This is a genomic window from Pigmentiphaga sp. H8, from assembly GCF_003854895.1.
Classification (GTDB): Bacteria; Pseudomonadota; Gammaproteobacteria; order Burkholderiales; family Burkholderiaceae_B; genus Pigmentiphaga.
On the sequence record NZ_CP033966.1, the window covers coordinates 3,130,179 to 3,148,101 of the forward strand.

The 17,923-nt window shown below is 68.1% G+C and carries 12 protein-coding genes; 5 read left to right on the plus strand and 7 right to left on the minus strand.

The features are described 5' to 3' along the window. Positions 1-7: 7 nt before the first annotated feature. From EGT29_RS14885 to gstA, 3 genes are all read left to right on the plus strand, one after another. Entirely contained in the window at positions 8-2,608 is a 2,601-nt protein-coding gene (locus EGT29_RS14885; RefSeq protein ID WP_124689721.1) for a [protein-PII] uridylyltransferase, read from the plus strand. Between the two features lie 136 nt (positions 2,609-2,744). Further along, complete coding sequence (locus EGT29_RS14890) at positions 2,745-5,261, plus strand: glycogen/starch/alpha-glucan phosphorylase (protein WP_370282370.1); 2,517 nt, start codon at positions 2,745-2,747, stop codon at positions 5,259-5,261. A 54-nt stretch (positions 5,262-5,315) separates the two neighbouring features. After that, on the plus strand, positions 5,316-5,918 hold the full coding sequence (gstA, locus tag EGT29_RS14895) for a glutathione transferase GstA (RefSeq protein WP_124689723.1): 603 nt from the start codon (positions 5,316-5,318) through the stop codon (positions 5,916-5,918). A 93-nt stretch (positions 5,919-6,011) separates the two neighbouring features. On the opposite strand, the gene EGT29_RS14900 is transcribed toward gstA, so the two are convergent. From EGT29_RS14900 to smc, 4 genes are all read right to left on the minus strand, one after another. After that, positions 6,012-6,773: an S-methyl-5'-thioinosine phosphorylase gene (locus tag EGT29_RS14900; protein WP_124689724.1), complete on the minus strand. Its 762-nt coding sequence runs from the start codon at positions 6,771-6,773 to the stop codon at positions 6,012-6,014. A gap of 34 nt (positions 6,774-6,807) precedes the next feature. Further along, positions 6,808-8,865, minus strand: a complete 2,058-nt coding sequence (gene ligA / locus EGT29_RS14905) for an NAD-dependent DNA ligase LigA (protein WP_124689725.1) — start codon at positions 8,863-8,865, stop codon at positions 6,808-6,810. Between the two features lie 20 nt (positions 8,866-8,885). Further along, positions 8,886-9,977, minus strand: a complete 1,092-nt coding sequence (locus tag EGT29_RS14910; protein WP_124689726.1) for a cell division protein ZipA C-terminal FtsZ-binding domain-containing protein — start codon at positions 9,975-9,977, stop codon at positions 8,886-8,888. Positions 9,978-10,038: 61 nt separating this feature from the next. Further along, positions 10,039-13,569: a chromosome segregation protein SMC gene (gene smc, locus EGT29_RS14915; RefSeq protein WP_124689727.1), complete on the minus strand. Its 3,531-nt coding sequence runs from the start codon at positions 13,567-13,569 to the stop codon at positions 10,039-10,041. Positions 13,570-13,845: 276 nt separating this feature from the next. On the opposite strand from smc, the gene queF reads away from it, so the two are divergent. Together queF and lplT are read left to right on the plus strand one after the other, a co-directional pair. After that, the gene (queF, locus tag EGT29_RS14920; protein WP_124689728.1) at positions 13,846-14,265 is read left to right on the plus strand and encodes a preQ(1) synthase; all 420 of its coding nucleotides are present in this window, start codon (positions 13,846-13,848) and stop codon (positions 14,263-14,265) included. Between the two features lie 127 nt (positions 14,266-14,392). Further along, a complete protein-coding gene (gene lplT, locus EGT29_RS14925) occupies positions 14,393-15,712 on the plus strand; it encodes a lysophospholipid transporter LplT (RefSeq protein WP_124689729.1) in 1,320 nt (439 codons plus the stop codon). 18 nt (positions 15,713-15,730) lie between these two features. Here lplT and EGT29_RS14930 read toward each other — a convergent pair whose 3' ends face one another. From EGT29_RS14930 to tsaB, 3 genes are read right to left on the minus strand one after another with little or no spacing between them, the layout of a single operon-like run. Continuing rightward, a complete protein-coding gene (locus EGT29_RS14930) occupies positions 15,731-16,588 on the minus strand; it encodes a uracil-DNA glycosylase (protein WP_238159994.1) in 858 nt (285 codons plus the stop codon). Further along, the gene (rimI, locus tag EGT29_RS28645; RefSeq protein ID WP_202865539.1) at positions 16,578-17,111 is read right to left on the minus strand and encodes a ribosomal protein S18-alanine N-acetyltransferase; all 534 of its coding nucleotides are present in this window, start codon (positions 17,109-17,111) and stop codon (positions 16,578-16,580) included. Before rimI ends, EGT29_RS14930 begins: the two co-directional genes overlap by 11 nt. Next, positions 17,108-17,878 (minus strand): tRNA (adenosine(37)-N6)-threonylcarbamoyltransferase complex dimerization subunit type 1 TsaB, encoded by a 771-nt coding sequence (gene tsaB, locus EGT29_RS28650; RefSeq protein ID WP_124689730.1) that lies wholly within the window; start codon positions 17,876-17,878, stop codon positions 17,108-17,110. Before tsaB ends, rimI begins: the two co-directional genes overlap by 4 nt. Between the last annotated feature and the right edge of the window lie 45 nt (positions 17,879-17,923).

Below are 17,923 nucleotides of genomic sequence, written 5' to 3' on the forward strand. Positions count from 1 at the left end.
CCGCCCCATGTCCACCGCCACGCTGACCTCGCCCGCCCTGAACGAACTGCAGGACTTGCGCAACACCATGCGGGCGGCGCGCGAACGCGCGATCGCCACCTACCGCGAGAACCTGCGCGCCGACGGGCTGCTGACGGAGCTGCGGCGCATCGTCGACCGCACGCTGCTGGCGCTGCTGGAACGCCATCCGCTGCCCGAGGGTGCGACGCTGGCGGCCGTAGGCGGCTACGGCCGGGGTGAGCTGTACCCCTATTCCGACGTGGACGTGCTGGTGCTGCTGCGCCAGCCGCCCGGCGCCGAGGACGAGGCCAGGATAGGCGCGCTGATCACGGCGCTGTGGGACATCGGGCTGGAACCCGGCCACAGCGTCCGCACGGTGGAAGAATGCATGGCCGAGGCGGCCCGGGACATCACCGTGGAGACGGCGCTGCTTGAGGCCCGCTACCTGGCCGGCAGCCGGACGCTGATGCGCCAGTTCGAAACCGCGATGCGCGGCCGGCTGGACAAGCGCGCCTTCTTCCACGACAAACAGCTGGAGATGCAGCAGCGGCACACCAAGTACAACTACACGCCGTACGCGCTGGAACCCAATTGCAAGGAATCGCCCGGCGGCCTGCGCGACCTGCAGGTCATCCTGTGGATGGCGCGGGCGGCGGGCTTCGGCAAGACCTGGGCCCAGGTGGCCCGCGCGGGGCTGCTGACGGCCGACGAGGCGCGCCACCTGCGGCGCGCCGAGCAGGCCTTCAAGCGCCTGCGCATCGAACTGCACCTGCTGACCGGCCGCCGCGAGGACAGGCTGGTGTTCGACATCCAGCCGGCCATGGCCAAGGTGTACGGCATCGAGGCCGGCGGCGCGCGCCGCCCCAGCGAAATGCTGATGCAGCGGTACTACTGGGCGGCCAAGCTGGTCACCCAGCTCAATACCATCCTGGTCCAGAACCTGGAAGAGCGCCTGTTCGCGCGGCCCGGCGAAGAGGCCCAGCCCATCGACGAGGATTTCCGCAGCCTGCACGAACGGCTGGACATGTACCGGGACGACGCCTTCGAGCGCAACCCGACGCTGCTGCTGCGCGCCTTCCTGGTCATGCAGCAGCAGCCCGCGCTCAAGGGCATGTCGGCCCGCATGCTGCGCGCCATCTGGCACGCGCGCCGGCGCATCGATGCCCAGTTCCGGCGCAATCCGGTCAACCGCCATCTGTTCCTGTCCATCCTGCAACAGCAGCGCGGCATCGTGCATGAACTGCGCAGGATGAACGAACTCAGCATCCTGCCGCGCTATCTGCTGCCCTTCCGCCGCATCGTCGGCCAGATGCAGCACGACCTGTTCCATGCCTACACCGTGGACCAGCACATCCTGATGGTGGTGCGCAACCTGCGCCGCTTCACGATGCCCGAGCACGCGCACGAATACCCGCTGTGCAGCCAGTTGATCGCGAATTTCGACGGCCACTGGATCCTGTACGCGGCGGCCCTGTTCCACGACATCGCCAAGGGCCGCGGCGGCGACCACTCCGAGCTGGGCGCGGCCGAAGCGCGCAAGTTCGCGCGCGAGCACGGCCTGGCCAAGGACGACGCGGCGCTGCTGGAATTCCTGGTGCGCCAGCACCTGACGCTGTCGTCGGTGGCGCAGAAGAAGGACTTGTCGGATCCGCAGGTCATCCAGGAATTCGCGGCGCTGGTGGGCGACACGCGGCACCTGACCGCGCTCTACCTGCTGACCGTGGCCGACATACGCGGCACCAGCCCCAAGGTCTGGAACGCCTGGAAAGGCAAGCTGCTCGAGGACCTGTTCGTCAAGACACGACGAGCGCTGGGCGGCGAGATCCCCGACTCCCGCGCCATCCTGGAAAACCGCAAGGAAGAGGCGCTGGGCGCGCTGCGGCTGGCGGGACTGACGGAGGACGCCCACGAGGCCCTGTGGAAGCAGCTGGACGTGGCCTATTTCCTGCGCCACGAGGCCCCCGAGATCGCCTGGCAGACCCGGCACCTGTACAACAAGGTCAACAGCGAGGCACCCATCGTGCGCGCCCGTCTGGCGCCCATCGGCGAAGGCCTGCAGATCGTGGCCTACGTCAAGGACCAGCCCGACCTGTTCGCCCGCATCTGCGGCTATTTCGACGAACGGCACCTCAGCATCCAGGACGCCCGCATTCACACCACCCGCCACGGCTGGGCGCTGGACAGCTTCATCGTGCTGGCCCAGGGCACGCCCAGCGAGCAGCGCTCGCTGCTGAGCCTGGTCGAACACGAACTGACCCAGCGGCTGGCCACGCCCAATGCCGCCGGCCCCGCCGCGGCCGGCCAGACCGTGCCGCTCGGCCCCCGCCAGTCGCGGCAGTCGCGCATGTTCCCGATCACGCCCGCGATCGAACTGCGGCCGGACGAGCGCGGACAGTCGTGGATACTAAGCGTGACCGCCTCCGACCGGACCGGGCTGCTGCACGCGCTGGCGCGCACCTTCGTCAAGCACGGCATCAACCTCAAGACCGCCAAGGTCATGACGCTGGGCGAACGGGTCGAGGACACCTTCCTGATCGACGGCGACGCGCTGAACAACGCGCGCAGCCAGATCCAGTTCGAGCAGGACCTGCTGGAAGCGCTGCAATGACTAGGGCCCAGCCCCGTTCACGGGGCTGTCGCATGCTTAACCAATTGAAAGCGCGGCTTGCGCCGTCCGGATCCCAAAAGCAACAATAGCCGGGTTGCCCTGCTCCTGGGGCGGCGTACCGATGGGAGCTCCGCACGTGTCCGCACCCGTTCCCCTGCCGGCCAATGACGATGACGACCGCACGTCGTTCTCCAAGGAAAGCCTGAAGCGCGCCTTCTTCGACCACCTGCTCTACACGATAGGCAAGTTTCCGAAGATCTCGGGCAAGAACGACTTCTACCTGGCCCTGGCCCATGCGATACGCGATCGCAGCCTGCAGCGCTGGATCAGCAGCACGGCCCAGTACAACCAGAGCGCGCCGCGCACCGTCGCCTACCTGTCGGCCGAATTCCTGATGGGTCCGCACCTGGGCAACCACCTGATCAACCTGGGCATCGCCGACAGCGTGCGCGAGGCCCTGGCCGAACTGAAGCTGGATTTCGGCGAGATCCTGCGCCAGGAAGAAGAGCCCGGCCTGGGCAACGGCGGCCTGGGCCGCCTGGCCGCCTGCTTCCTGGATTCGCTGGCTACCGGGCAGATCCCGGCCTTCGGCTATGGCATCCGCTACGAATACGGCATCTTCTTCCAGACCATCATCGACGGCTGGCAGGTCGAGAACACCGACAAGTGGCTGCGCTACGGCAACCCCTGGGAAATCCAGCGCGCCGAATGGGCGGTGGAGATCAAGCTGGGCGGCCACACCGAGCAGTACACCGACGACGCCGGCTACCTGCGCGTGCGCTGGGCCCCCGAGAAGACCGTGGTGGGCGTGCCGTTCGATTCGCCCATCCCCGGCTACCGCGTCAACACCACCAACACGCTGCGCCTGTGGCGGGCGGAGGCCACCGAATCCTTCGACTTTTCCGTCTTCAACCAGGGCGACTACCTGGGCGCGGTCAACAAGAAGGTGACGTCCGAGAACCTGACCAAGGTGCTCTACCCCAACGACGAAACCACCCAGGGCAAGGAACTGCGGCTGGAGCAGCAGTATTTCTTCGTGTCGTGCTCGCTGCAGGACATGCTGCGCATCCACCTCGCCCGGGGCGGCGCCATCGGCGACTTCGACAGGAAGTTCGCCATCCAGCTCAACGACACGCACCCGGCCATCGCCATCGCAGAACTGATGCGGCTGCTGGTGGACGAGCACCTGCTGCCGTGGGACCAGGCCTGGAGCATCACCACGCGCTGCTTCTCGTACACCAACCACACGCTGCTGCCCGAGGCGCTGGAGCGCTGGCCGCTGGACCTGTTCCAGCGCATCCTGCCGCGCCACCTGGAACTGATCTACGAGATCAACGCGCGCTTCCTGAATGACGTGCGCATCCATTTCCTGGGGGACGAGTCCCGCATCTCCCGCCTGTCGCTGATCGACGAAAGCGGCGAGCGCTACGTGCGCATGGCGCATCTGGCCTGCGTCGGCAGCCATGCCATCAACGGCGTGGCCGAACTGCACTCGGACCTGCTCAAGCACGGACTGCTGAAGGACTTCTACGAGATGTGGCCCGAGAAGTTCACCAACGTCACCAACGGCGTCACGCCGCGCCGCTGGCTGGTCCTGAGCAATCCGCGGCTGACCTCGCTGGTGACCAGCGCCATCGGCGACGGCTGGGTGACCGACCTGCCCCGCATCCGCCTGATCGAGGACTATATCGACGATGCCGCCTTCCGGCAGGAATGGCGCGCGGTCAAGCGCGCCAACAAGGCGGACCTGGCCGCGCTGATGCTGCGCCGCACGGGCGTGAAGGTCGATCCCGACTCGATGTTCGACGTGCTGGTCAAGCGCATCCACGAATACAAGCGCCAGCACCTGGCGGTCCTGCACATCGTCACCCTGTACCACCGCCTGAAGTCCGGACGGGCGCGCGACCCCCTGCCCCGCACCTTCATCTTCGGCGGCAAGGCCGCGCCCGGCTATCACACGGCCAAGCTGATGATCAAGCTCATCACCTCGGTGGGCGAAGTGGTCAACAACGATCCCGACGTGCGCGACCTGCTCAAGGTGGTGTTCATCCCCAACTTCAACGTCACTCAGGGCCAATGCATCTATCCGGCCGCCGAGCTGTCCGAGCAGATCTCGCTGGCGGGCAAGGAAGCCTCGGGCACCGGCAACATGAAATTCGCGATGAACGGAGCGCTGACCATAGGCACCATGGATGGCGCCAACATCGAGCTGCGCGACCAGGTCGGGGCCGAGAACTTCTTCCTGTTCGGCCATACCGCCGCGGAAGTGCGCCACATCAAGACCGCGGGCTACCACCCCGGCGACTACTACCACAGCCACAGCGAACTGCGGACCTGCCTCGACCTGATCCAGAGCGGCTTCTTCTCGCGCGGCGACACCGAACTGTTCCGGCCGCTGGTCGACGACCTGCTGCGGCACGACCCCTACCTGCTGCTGGCGGACTACCAGTCCTACATCGAATGCCAGGATCTCGTCAGTCAGGCCTATCGCGACACCGAAAGCTGGACGCGCATGTCCATCCTGAATACCGCGCGCTCGGGCAAGTTCTCGTCGGACCGCAGCATCCGCGAATACGCCGAGCAGATCTGGAACGTGAAGCCGGTGCCGGTCGAACTGTACGACGAGGCCGAAATGGAGCACACGCTGCGGTGAAAGCTGGCAAGCGGTGAGAGAATAGCCGCTCTACCCCCCTTTCATCGAGGCCCCATGAAACTCTACTACTCCCCCGGCGCCTGCTCCCAGGCCCCCCACATCGCCCTGCGCGAGGCAGGCATCGACTTCACCTGGGAAAAGGTCGACCTCAGGGCCAAGACCACCGAGACCGGCCAGGACTTCCGCAAGGTCAACCCCAAGGGCTACGTGCCGGCGCTGGAAGTGTCCCCCGGCGTGGTGATGACCGAGCTGGCCGTGCTGCTGCAATACGTCGCGGACCTCGTGCCGGCGCGCAAGCTGGCGCCCCCGCCCGACAGCGCCGAGCGCTACGCGCTGCAAACCTGGCTGGTGTTCATCGCCACCGAGATCCACAAGGGTTTCTCGCCCATGTTCAAGCCCGCGCTGAGCGAGGAAGGCAAGGACGTGTTCCGCCAGATCCTGGCCACGCGCCTGGACTACGTGCAAAGCGAACTGTCGCAGCGCGAATACCTGATGCCCGGCGGTTTTTCCGTGGCCGACATCTACCTGTTCGTGACCACCGGCTGGGCCTCGCGCCTGAACTACGACCTGTCGCGCTGGCCCGCCATCGTGGCCTTCCGCGAGCGCATCGCGCAGCGCCCCGCCGTGCAGGCGGCGCTCAAGGCCGAAGGCTTGTGAATAGGTCCCCCCCTACGCGCTGACGCGCGCCCCCAGGGGCGGCACTGGCGGACCGGCAAAGCCGGATCCGCTGTGCCCTGGATCACTGACGAATCAGGTGGCTCCGTCGCCGCAGGTGGTGCCCACCAGCTGGCCGAGGATGCGGTGGACGTTCTGCATGCTGTCGTCCACCACCACGCGCATGCCCTGCATGGAAATCTCGCCCACGCTGGCGCGCTGGCCCGCGGCATCGTTGGTGACGAGGCACAGCGCCGCATAGTCCAGGTCGAGTTCCCGCGCCAGGGCCGCCTCGGGCATGCCGGTCATGCCCACCATGTCGCAGCCGTCCCGCCCCATGCGGCGGATTTCCGCGGCGGTCTCCAGCCGCGGGCCCTGCGTGCAGCCATAGACGCCGCCATCGACCACGTCTATCCCGCAGGTCCGCGCCGATTCCAGCAGGTCGTGCCGCATGGCGGTCCCGTAGGGCTGGGTCATGTCCACGTGCGCCACCGGCTGGTCGCCGCCTTCGAAGAAGGTGCGGGGCCGTTCGGTGGTGTAGTCGATGATCTGGTCGGGCACGACGATGACGCCGGGCACGAGAGGACCCGTGATGCCGCCCACCGTCGCCACCGACACGATGCGCCGCACCCCGACTTCGTGCAGGGCCCAGAGGTTGGCGCGATAGTTGATGCGGTGCGGGGCCAGCGTATGGCCGTATCCATGGCGGGCCAGGAAGACGATTTCCGCGCCGTCGCCGATGCGGCCGTAGGTCAGCGCCCCCGAAGGTTCGCCATAGGGCGTGCGCACGACCTGGCGGCGCGTCACGACGAGCCCGGTCAAATGGTAGAGGCCGGTGCCTCCGATGATTGCCTGCATGGTTTTCCTTCCCGCGAAGCGGCGCTTCGCCCTGTCAAGACTGCAGCAAGGCCTTCAGGCCGTCTTCGTCGAGCACGGCGATGCCGAGCTCCTGGGCCTTGGCGAGCTTGCTGCCGGCGTCGGCGCCGGCGACGACATAGTGGGTCTTCTTGGATACCGAGCCGGTGACCTTGCCGCCGGCGGCGCGTATCAGTTCGGCCGCGTCCTCGCGGGCCAGCGTGGGCAGCGTGCCGGTCAGCACGAAGATCTTGCCGCCTATGGGGCCCGCCGTGCGGTCCACGACGGTTTCCGTGCCGGGCGTCACGCCGTTGCGCAGCAGGTCGGCCACGACCTCGCGGTTGTGCGGTTCGGCGAAGAAGCGAAAGATGGACGCGGCCACCACGGGTCCGACGTCCGGCACCGCCAGCAGTTCGGCCTCGGCCGCGTTCATCACCGCGTCCAGGTTGCCGAAATGGCGCGCCAGGTCGCGGGCCGTGGACTCGCCCACGTGCCGTATGCCCAGCGCGAAAAGAAACCGGCCCAGCGGCGGCGTACGGGTCGCGGCGATGGACTCGACCAGGTTGCGCGCGGACTTCTCGCCCATGCGGTCCATGCCGGCCAGTTCTTCCTCGTTCAGCGTGTAGAGGTCGGCCAGCGTGTGCACGCGGCCGCGCTCGACCAGCTGGTCGATCAGTTTCTCGCCCAGCCCTTCGATGTCCAGCGCGCGGCGCTGGGCGGCATGCCACAGCGCCTGCTTGCGCTGCGCGGCGCAGAACAGGCCGCCGGTGCAGCGCGCGATGATTTCGTCCTCGGGCCGCTCGATGGCCGATCCGCACACCGGGCACTGGCTGGGCATGACGAACTTGCGGGCGTTGGCGGGACGCTTGTCCAGCACCGGCGTCACGACCTCGGGAATGACGTCCCCGGCGCGGCGGACCACCACCGTATCGCCGATGCGCACGTCCTTGCGCTCGATCTCGTCCTCGTTGTGCAGGGTCGCGTTGGTGACCGTGACGCCGCCCACGAACACCGGCTTGAGGCGCGCCACGGGTGTGATGGCCCCGGTGCGGCCGACCTGCACCTCGATGCCGAGCAGCTCGGTGGTGGCTTCTTCTGCCGGGAACTTGTGGGCAACGGCAAAGCGCGGGGCGCGCGAAACGAACCCCAGCGCGCGCTGCGCCTCGAGCGCGTTGACCTTGTAGACCACGCCGTCGATGTCATAGGGCAGCGAGGCTCGCAGCCCCTCGACCCGCCGGTAGAACGCCAGCAAACCGGCCGCGTCCGACACCAGCTGGCGCTCGCGGTTGACCGGCATGCCCAATTCCTGCAGCCAGTCCAGCATGCCCATGTGGGTATCGAAGGGCGGCGCGTCGGCACGGGCCTCCTTGCCCGGTAGGCTGCCGCGTATCTCGCCCCAGCCGTAGGCGAAGAATCGCAGCGGACGGCGGGCGGTGATGCGCGGATCGAGCTGCCTCAGGCTGCCCGCCGCGGCATTGCGGGGATTGATGAAGACTTTCTCGCCGGCTTCGCGCTGGGCGTCGTTCAGGCGCTCGAAATCCTTGCGGAACAGCAGCACCTCGCCGCGAACCTCCAGCACGTCGGGCACGGGGCCCGCCAAGGTGAGCGGGATGGATCGTATGGTCCGGATGTTGGCGGTGATGTCTTCGCCCGTCTGTCCATCGCCCCGCGTCGCGGCCCGTGCAAACTTGCCGTCTTCGTAGCGCAGGCTGACGGCCAGTCCGTCCAGCTTCAGTTCACAGGCGTACTCGACGGCGGATTCCGTTTCCAGGCCGTCGCGCACCCGCTTGTCGAAGGCCTGGATGTCCTCGTCGTCGAAGGCATTGTTCAGGGACAGCATGGACACCGCGTGGCGCACCGAACCGAAAGCCGACAGCGGCGCGCCCCCCACCCGCTGGGTGGGGGAATCGGGCGTGGCCAGGAGCGGGAACTCCTGCTCGAGCTTGACCAGCTCCGCGAACAGCGCGTCGTACTCGGCGTCGCTGATCAGCGGATCGTCCATCACGTAGTAACGGGCGTTGTGCAAGGCCAGCTCCTGGCGCAACTGCGCCGCCCGCTGCATGGCCTGGTTTTCCCGATCGACCCCCGACACCATATCCACTCCGCCTGCGTGCCTTATCCGAATACCCTCAGGGCACGCACCGAACCGGCCTTCAGGCCGGACTGCTCCAGCCGCGCATACAGCGCCAGCAGTTGCTTGTCGATGGCCGCCTCGGCGCCGTCGGCCAGCGGCCGGCCGTTGTCGTCGACCACCGTGGCTTCCAGGCGCGTGGCCAGCCCGCGGGCGACCTGGGCCATCTGCGCGAAGGCGTGCTCATGGGCGGGCGCGCGGGGCACGTCCAGGATCAGGCTGAGCTGGCCGATGGTGGCCGGTCCGGCCGAACCCAGCGACACGCCGTCGCTGCGGCCCAGCGTGAAGCGGATCGCGCCGTCCTGGTCGACCCAGGGCAGGCGGCCGTCGTGGATGGACGAGAAACCGGCTTCACGGGCGGCGGTCAGCACGTCGCCCGAGGACCAGCGGCGGCTGCTGGCCACCAGGGTCAAGCCGACCTGCGCGTCGAGCGCGGCACACACCGCATCGAGCTTGTTGGCGCGATCCAGCACCGCCTGGGTATCGCTGGCTTCCACCGTGCCGTCGAACCGATCGGCCAGCACGCGCGAGCGCGACAGCGCCTCGGCCCATTCGCCGGCGCTGAGCGGACCGCTGCGATTGGCCAGCAGCACGGCCACCTGGACCGACGCATAGTTCTCGCCGCCGCGGATGGCGGAGCGGTGCGAACCCTCGGCGGTTTCCGCGAATACGCGCAGCGATTTCTGGCCGGCGTGGCGGATGCCCTGCGTGAAGGCCGCCAGTTCGTCGCCCGGCACGGGTTCCAGGAAGGAGACGTCGATGACGGTCTCGCAGGCCTCGTCGGCCTCGTCGGTGTCGTGCTGCTGCACCGCGGCCGCGCCCTCCACCGGCGCGTCCATGCCCCCGACGATGTTGGCCTCGGCGGCTTCCGCTGCGCCGAGCCCCGGCTCGCGGCGTACGCCTTCCGCCTTGGGCAGGCCCGCTTCGATGCCGTGCAGCAAGGGGTCCTTGCCCGAATCCGGGAAGCCGTCCTGTATCTGCTTGCGGGCGCGGCGGTCCTGCCACCAGTTCAGTCCAAGCACGACGACGATGGCCAGAACGCCAAGGGCGATGAGCCCGGTTTGTAGATCACTCATTGGTGTGTTCCCGATGGCGGGGCATGGTGGAAAGAGTGCCGGTTCGCGGGCTGCCGGCTCATCAGGCGGCCTCGACGGCAAGTTGCATGGCCGAGTCGATGTCGACGGCCACGATGCGAGAGACGCCCTGCTCCTGCATGGTCACGCCAACCAGCTGGTGCGCCATTTCCATCGCGATCTTGTTGTGCGAGATGAACAGGAACTGGGTCTGTTCGCTCATCCGGCGCACCAGGTTCGCGTAGCGCTCGGTGTTGGCGTCGTCCAGCGGCGCGTCGACCTCGTCCAGCAGGCAGAACGGCGCCGGGTTGAGCTTGAACATGGCGAACACCAGCGCGGTGGCGGTCAGGGCCTTCTCGCCGCCGGACAGCAGGTGGATGGTGCTGTTGCGCTTGCCCGGAGGCTGGGCCATGACCTGCACGCCGGCGTCCAGGATTTCTTCGCCGGTCATCACGAGCTTGGCCTCGCCGCCGCCGAACAGCGACGGGAAGAGTTCGCCGAAGTTGCGGTTGACGGTATCGAAAGTTTCCTGCAGCAACTGGCGCGTCTCGCGGTCGATCTTGCGGATGGCGTCCTCGAGCGTGTCGATGGCGGACTGCAGGTCGGCCTGCTGGGCATCCAGATAGGTCTTGCGTTCGCGCGAGGCGTTCAGCTCGTCCAGCGCGGCCAGGTTGACCGCGCCCAGGGCGGCGACCTCGCGGGCCAGGCGCTGCACTTCCGCCTGCAGCCAGTTGGGGCGCTGCCACTCCTTGGGCAGCGCGTCGAGCTGCTCGCCCAGCGCCGCCAGGTCCAGTTCCTGCCCGGCCAGTTGCTCGGCATATTGTTCCTGCGCCAGGCGGGCCGCCTGTTCCTTCAGTTGCAGCTCGGTGATGCGGCTGCGCAGCGGCTCGAGCGAACGCTCGATGCCCAGGCGCTGCTCGTCGGCCGCACGCAGTTGCGCGGCCAGGGTATCCATCTCGATGCGGGCGCGGTTCAGCACCTGTTCGCGCTCGCTGCGCAATTCGAGCGCGGATTGCAGGCCGGCCTGGGCCGCCGCGTCGTCCAGCACGCGCAGTTCCTGCTGCACCCGCTCGGCCTCGGTGGCGGCGCGCTGGCTTTGCTCGCCCGCCAGCTGCAGGCTGCGGCGCAGTTCGTCGATGCGGGCGCGCAGGCCCCGCTCGGCGAAGCTGGCCTCCTGGGCCGACCGTTCGAGTTCGCGCAGGCGGTCGCGCGCGCGCTGGACGTCGGCTTCGCGTTGTTCCTGGGCCATCTGCGCGTCCTCGAACGCGGACTGCTTGTCGCCCAGCTGGGTATCCAGGATCTCGAAGCGGCCTTCGGCCTCTTCCTTGCGGATGCGGGCTTCTTCTTCCTGGGCTTCCAGCTCGGCGCGTTCTTCGCGGATGCGCCCGGCGCGTTCCTCGGACTGGGCAGCCTGCTGCGACAGCTTGGAATGCTCGAGCTGGATGGCGTGCAGCCGTTGGGTGACCTCGGCCAGGCGCTGGCGTGAGGCGGGCAAGGCCTGGGCCACCTGCTGGTAGCCGGCTTCCGCGCGCGCCACGGCGGAGCGGGCCTCGTCGGCGATGAGCTGCTGCGCCTTCAACTGGCGTTGCAGGTTCTCGATCTCCTGCTGGCGCGCCAGCATGCCGGCCTGCTCGGAATCGGGGGCGTAGAAACGGACGCTGTTGTGCCCGATCAGGTGCCCTTCCTTGACCACGAACTGGCCGCCCTCGGGCAGCTGGGTGCGCGCGGCCAGCGCCTGGGTGGCGTCGGCGGCCGTGTAGACGTCGCGCAGCCAGTCGGCCATCAGGGAACGCAGGCCCGGATCGGTGATGCGCAACAGCGAGGCCAACGGCGTCAGCGCCGCCGGCGCGGCGGCCGGCGCCGTGGCCGGCGGCATCTGGTAGAAGGCCAGCCGCGCGGGCGGCGAGTCGCCGAAGAAAGCCTTGGCCCATTCGAGATTGCTGACTTCCAGCGCGGCCAGCCGCTCGCGCAGCACGGCTTCCAGCGCCGTTTCCCAGCCGGGCTCGATATGCAGCTTCTGCCACAGGCGGCCGAGCTGCGTCAGTTCATGCTTTTCCAGCCAGGGATGCAGCGCGCCCTGCTTCTGCACGTCCTGCTGCAAGCGGGTCAGGGCCGAGAGCCGGGCCTCGATCTGCGAGACGGCGGCCGCTTCCCTCTGCACCAGCTCCTGGGCCTGGCGGCGGCCGGCATCGACCTGCGGCAGCTGGGCGTCCAGCGTGGACAGTTCCTGCCGGGCATGCTCGACGCGCTGCTCGGTATCGGCCAGGTCGCCCGTCAATTGTTCCAGCCGCACCGGATCGGGGCGCTGCAGGTTGCGTTCTTCCTGCTCCAGGCGCTCGCGGCGCTGCGCCAGGGCCTGCAACTGGCGGTCGGCTTCGCGCTGCTCCTGGGCGGTCAGGGCCAGGTTCTGCTCGACCTGGGACAACGCGCCGCGCAGCTCGGACAAGCCGGACGCGGCATCGCGCACCTTGGCCTCGACGTCGGGCAACTGGGCCTGCGCCTCTTCGGCCACGATGCGCGCTTCCTCGGCCCGGGCCTCGCCCACGGCCAGGTCTTCCTCGGCCTGCGCCAGCTGGTCGCTGCCGGTCTCGTGCTGCTCGTTCCACTGGGCGATCTGCTGTTGCAGCTGCGCCAGCTGGGCCTGCATGCGGTTGCGGGCCTCGACCACGTACTTGATCTCGGCCTCGAGCCGGCTGACCTCGGCATTCGCCTCGTACAGCCCGCCCTGCGCGGCATGGACGGCATCACTGGCGGCATAGTGCGCCTGGCGCGTGCCCTCCAGGTCGGACTCCAGCTTGCGCAGGCCGGCCATGGCGGCCTCGAGGTCGGTCTGGGCCTGTTCGATGGCCAGCGCGTGCTTCATGCGGTCGCCGTCGGCCTCGCGCTTCTTCAGCAGCCACAGGAAACGCTGCTTCTGTTCGCTTTCCGCCTGGAATCCCTGGTAGCGCTGGGCGACTTCGGCCTGCGCCTCGAGCTTTTCGAGCTGGGTGGCCAGTTCGCGCAGGATGTCCTCGACCCGGGTCATGTTCTCGCGCGTGTCGGACAGGCGGTTCTCGGTCTCGCGGCGGCGTTCCTTGTAGCGCGACACGCCGGCGGCCTCTTCCAGGAACACGCGCAGTTCGTCGGGCCGGGCCTCGATGATGCGCGAGATCATGCCCTGGCCGATGATGGCGTAGCCGCGCGCCCCCAGGCCGGTGCCCAGGAAGATGTCATGGATGTCGCGGCGGCGGACCTGCTGGTTGTTGACGAAATAGCTGCTGGTGCCGTCGCGGGTCAGCACGCGCTTGACGGCGATTTCGCCGTACTGGCTCCATTGTCCGGACGCCCGGCCCTCGGCATTGTCGAACACCAGTTCGACCGAGGACCGCGCCGCCGGCTTGCGGTTGACCGATCCGTTGAAGATCACGTCCTGCATGGACTCGCCGCGCAGCTCGGAGGCCTTGGATTCGCCCAGGACCCAGCGCACGGCATCGATGATGTTGGACTTTCCGCAGCCATTGGGCCCCACCACGCCGACCAGCTGGCTCGGCACCTGGATGGACGTGGGGTCGACGAACGACTTGAAACCTGCGAGTTTGATCTGGGTAAGTCGCACCGGAAACGAAGCTTCGCTTAAAAAGACAGGAAAAGGAACCGATCCGCTCCCGAGCCGGTCGGATATGGCAAAACGCGCCCTACCTCCGACTCAGGGCACCGAGGATCCGGCTCCGCCGGTCCGCCAGTGCCGCCCCCTTGAGGGGGCCGCGCGAAGCGCGGAGGGGGTGGGGCCCATACACCTTCGTATAATACCAAAGGGTCATCGGCAAGGTTACGCCAGGAGCCGCCGCCCAGCCTGTTTTTTCATTTTCGTTACGTATAGATCGCAAGAGACATGCCCTCTCAACCCAGCAAGAGCCTAGACACTTTCACCAACCCCAGCCCGGGGCGCGACTTCCAGATCCACATCGAGGTGCCCGAATTCACCTGCCTGTGCCCGATGACCGGACAGCCGGACTTCGCCCTGCTGATCATCGACTACATCCCCGACCAGCTGTGCGTCGAGCTCAAGAGCCTGAAGCTCTACGCCTGGAGCTTCCGCAACGAAGGCAAGTTCCACGAAGCGGTCACCAACGAGATCCTGGACGACCTCGTGCGCGCGCTGTCCCCGCGCTTCATGCGGATCACCGCCAAGTGGTACGTGCGCGGCGGCATCTTCACCAACGTCGTCGCCGAGCACCGCCAACCCGGGTGGACACCGCAGCCCGCCGTGCAACTGCAGGAATTCGCGCCCGGCAGCAATATCCGCGGGTAACTACCACCGGATCGGCCGGGACGCGATGCGGAACCTGCGCTACGATGCGCGGCACGCATTCCTGCCGTAGTGCCCCGAGTGAGGCACTTTCCGATCCACTCAAAGGCACACGAGTCCACGCCTACCGATGAAACGCGGCTTTTACCTGATCATGGCGGCGCAGTTTTTTTCCTCGCTCGCCGACAATGCGCTTTTCATCGCCGCGATCGCGTTGATCCAGCAGTTGGACGGACCGGACTGGATGACGCCCATGATCAAGTGGTCGTTCGCCCTGGCCTATGTCCTGCTGGCCGCCTTCGTGGGCGCGTTCGCGGACTCCTTCCCCAAGGGCCGCGTGATGTTCGCCACCAACTCGGTGAAGATCATCGGCTGCCTGACCATGTTCGCCCATGCCAGCTTCGGGCTGGCCGACCACCACCAGGTCTATACGGTGTGCGCGGCCTACGCGCTGGTGGGCATAGGCGCGGCGGCCTACTCGCCCGCCAAGTACGGCATCATCACCGAACTGCTGCCGCCCGAGCAGCTCGTCAAGGGCAACAGCTGGATCGAAGGGCTGACCGTGGTGTCCATCATCCTGGGCGTGGTCCTGGGCGGCGCGCTCATCAGCCCCAAGGTCTCGGCCTGGCTGCTGTCGCTGGACCTCAGCCCCGGCTTCGGTCCCGACATCCAGACGCCGGCCGAGGCCGCCATCATGGTCATCGCGCTGGTGTACCTGGTGGCCGCCTTCTTCAACCTGCTCATCCCGTCCACCGGCGTGTGCTACCCGCGCCAGCAGCGCAACCCCATCAGGCTCATGACCACCTTCGGCTGCTTCGTGGCCACGCTGTGGCGCGACAAGCTGGGCCAGATCTCGCTGGCGGTGACCACCCTGTTCTGGGGGGCCGGCGCGACGCTGCAGCTGATCGTGATCGAATGGGGCCGCGTGCAGCTGGGGCTGCCGCTGAACAAGGCCTCCATCCTGATGGGCGTGGCGTCGGTAGGGACCATCCTGGGCGCCACGCTGGCCGGCAAGGTGCCGCTGCACCATGCGCTGGCCGTGCTGCCCATGGGGGTGGTGATGGGCCTGGTCGTGATGCTGATGCCGCTGGCCTACGAACCCTGGTTCGTCTATGCGCTGCTGATCGCCATCGGCGGCCTGGGGGGCTTCTTCGTCGTGCCGATGAACGCCCTGCTCCAGCACCGGGGCCACGTGCTGCTGTCGGCCGGCCACTCGATCGCGGTCCAGAACTTCAACGAGCAGTTGAACATCCTGCTGATGGTGGCGGTTTATTCGCTGATGTTGGGCATGCAGATTCCCATCAACACCATCATCATCATCTTCGGCACGCTGGTAGCCTGCCTGATGCTGCTGATCATGGGCTGGAACCGCCACAACCACCGCACCCACCCGGACCTCGACCTGGTGATAGGCAGCCGCGCGCACGGCACGGCGCTGCGCGGGGACTAGCCCCGCGCGCGGCGGCCATCAGTTCCCGGGCCGCCCCACCGACAGGGCCAGCTGCAAGTCCTGCCAGGCCTTGACCTTCTCGGCCGGGCTGCGCAGCAGATAGGCCGGATGGTAGCTCACCACCACCGGCACCTTCCTTCCCGCCACCGACAGGCTGTGCACCTTGCCCCGCAGGCTGCCTATGCGCGCGTCGGTCTCCAGCAGGGTCTGCGCCGCGAACCGCCCCAGCACCAGGATCATTTCCGGGTTGATGAACGAGATCTGCCGCATCAGGTAGGGACTGCAGCGCGCCACTTCCTCGGGCAGCGGGTCGCGGTTGCCGGGCGGACGGCATTTGATGACGTTGGCGATGAATACATCGTGCTGGCGCGAGCGCGCGATGGAGGCCAGCATGCTGTCGAGCAGTTTGCCCGAGCGCCCCACGAAAGGCGCGCCCTGCTTGTCTTCCTGTTCGCCCGGCGCCTCGCCCACCAGCAGCCAGCGCGCCTTGGGCGAGCCGGTGCCGAACACGGTTTGCGTGCGCCCCTTGCACAGGCCACAGGCCACGCAGTCGCGCACCTCGTCCTGCAACGCGGCCCAGGCCTGCTCGGGATCGGCGGGCATGGCGGCCGGCGCCGGGAGCTCCTGCATGGGAATTTCCTGCACGAGGGCCACGGGTTCGGCCCTCTCGGGCTCGACGGCGGGGACGGTCGCCACGGATTCCCGCACCGGACTCTGCGGAGGTGCCACGGGCACCTCCGCCGCCGGCGCAAGCTCGGGTGCGGCCGCCGGCGCGGCAGCGCCGGGCAGGTTCCACAGCCGCTCCACGCCCAGCTCGCGCAGCCAGGCGCGCCGGACCGCGCTCATGCCATCGGCGCCGTTGCGCTCAGTCGCCATGGAAACCTCCGGGAATGGGATGGACTGCCAGCGCCTTGCGCATGACGATCGCGTCTTCCCGCCCGCGCAGCGACGGGTAGTAGCCGCGGCGCAAGCCGATGCGTTCGTAGCCCGAGCGTTCGTACAAGCCCTTGGCCACCAGGTTCGAGGGCCGCACCTCCAGCAGCAGGCTGTGCGCCTGGCGCGCGGCGGCGCACTGCTCGACCCAGGCCAGCAACCGCCGGCCCAGCCCCAGGCCCTGCGCCTGCGGCGCCACGCTGATGTTCAACAGGTGCGCCTCGTCCAGCGCCACCATCACGATGCAATAGCCCAGCAGGCGTTCGCCGTCGCGCACCACCCAGGCGTCGTAGCCCGAGCGCAGCGAATCGGCGAAATTGCCGCGCGTCCAGGGAAAGGAATAGATCTGGCGCTCGACCGCGTCCACCTGGTCCAGATCCTGTTCCGTCATGGGACGGCAGGCCTGCCCCCAGCCCGCCAGGATGCTCGCCGCGTCGATCGATGCCCGGCCCTGCACCGCGTTCATGATTGCGCTCCCGATGTGGCGACACGGGGATTGCCCCCCGCCCCGGCTTGCCTTTCCGCGGTGGTGAAAGCCACCTTGTCCCGCACGTACAAGGGCGCGGCCAGCTCCGGCGCGACGGTTTCGCCGCGCAGGTAGGCGCCATGCGCCAGTCGGGCGACCGCGGCGGCGGTGGGCCGGGCAACGTCCGCCCGCTCGTCCGGGCCGAAGCCGGCGAAGACTTCCGGATAGGCGGCCGCCGCGTCGCCGCACAGCCAGGGCGCCTGCGCGCCCAGGGCCGCCAGGCGCCCGCGCAGCCAGGCCTCGAGCCCGTCGCCCGCCATCAGTTGCGGTTCGATCAGGCAGGCCAGCCGGTCGGCCGATTCGCGGCGGTAGACCGCCAGATAGATTTCCTGCATGCGCGCATCCATGGCCACCACCAGCGGCCGCTGGCCGGGATCCCGGACCTGCTGCGCCACGGCGGCATGCGACACCACGGGTATCACCGGCCGGCCCAGGGCGAACCCCAGACCCTGCGCCACCCCGCAGGCGACCCGCAGCCCGGTGAATCCCCCGGGCCCCTGCCCGAAGGCGATGGCATCGAGCTGCGTCCGGGCGATGCCGGCCTCGTCCAGCACCTCCTGCACCATGGGCAGCAGCCGGGCCGAGTGCTCCTGCACGCCCTGGTGCTCGCGCACGAGAAGGTCGACGGCACCGGCATCCGCGGCGCGCAACAAGGCCACGCCGCACCAGGCGGAGGAAGTTTCCAGGGAAAGGATATGCAGCGACATGGGCTGCAATTGTAAGACCAGATGAGGGGAAATACCGGGATCTGC

Bases quoted from the DNA above. Each gene is read 5' to 3' on its own strand.
- queF (WP_124689728.1), top strand. From the start codon at position 13,846: ATGCCCTCTCAACCCAGCAAGAGCCTAGACACTTTCACCAACCCCAGC.
- gstA (WP_124689723.1), top strand. From the start codon at position 5,316: ATGAAACTCTACTACTCCCCCGGCGCCTGCTCCCAGGCCCCCCACATC.
- rimI (WP_202865539.1), bottom strand. From the start codon at position 17,111: ATGAACGCGGTGCAGGGCCGGGCATCGATCGACGCGGCGAGCATCCTG.
- tsaB (WP_124689730.1), bottom strand. From the start codon at position 17,878: ATGTCGCTGCATATCCTTTCCCTGGAAACTTCCTCCGCCTGGTGCGGC.
- EGT29_RS14885 (WP_124689721.1), top strand. From the start codon at position 8: ATGTCCACCGCCACGCTGACCTCGCCCGCCCTGAACGAACTGCAGGAC.
- ligA (WP_124689725.1), bottom strand. From the start codon at position 8,865: ATGGTGTCGGGGGTCGATCGGGAAAACCAGGCCATGCAGCGGGCGGCG.
- lplT (WP_124689729.1), top strand. From the start codon at position 14,393: ATGAAACGCGGCTTTTACCTGATCATGGCGGCGCAGTTTTTTTCCTCG.
- EGT29_RS14900 (WP_124689724.1), bottom strand. From the start codon at position 6,773: ATGCAGGCAATCATCGGAGGCACCGGCCTCTACCATTTGACCGGGCTC.
- EGT29_RS14910 (WP_124689726.1), bottom strand. From the start codon at position 9,977: ATGAGTGATCTACAAACCGGGCTCATCGCCCTTGGCGTTCTGGCCATC.
- EGT29_RS14930 (WP_238159994.1), bottom strand. From the start codon at position 16,588: ATGGCGACTGAGCGCAACGGCGCCGATGGCATGAGCGCGGTCCGGCGC.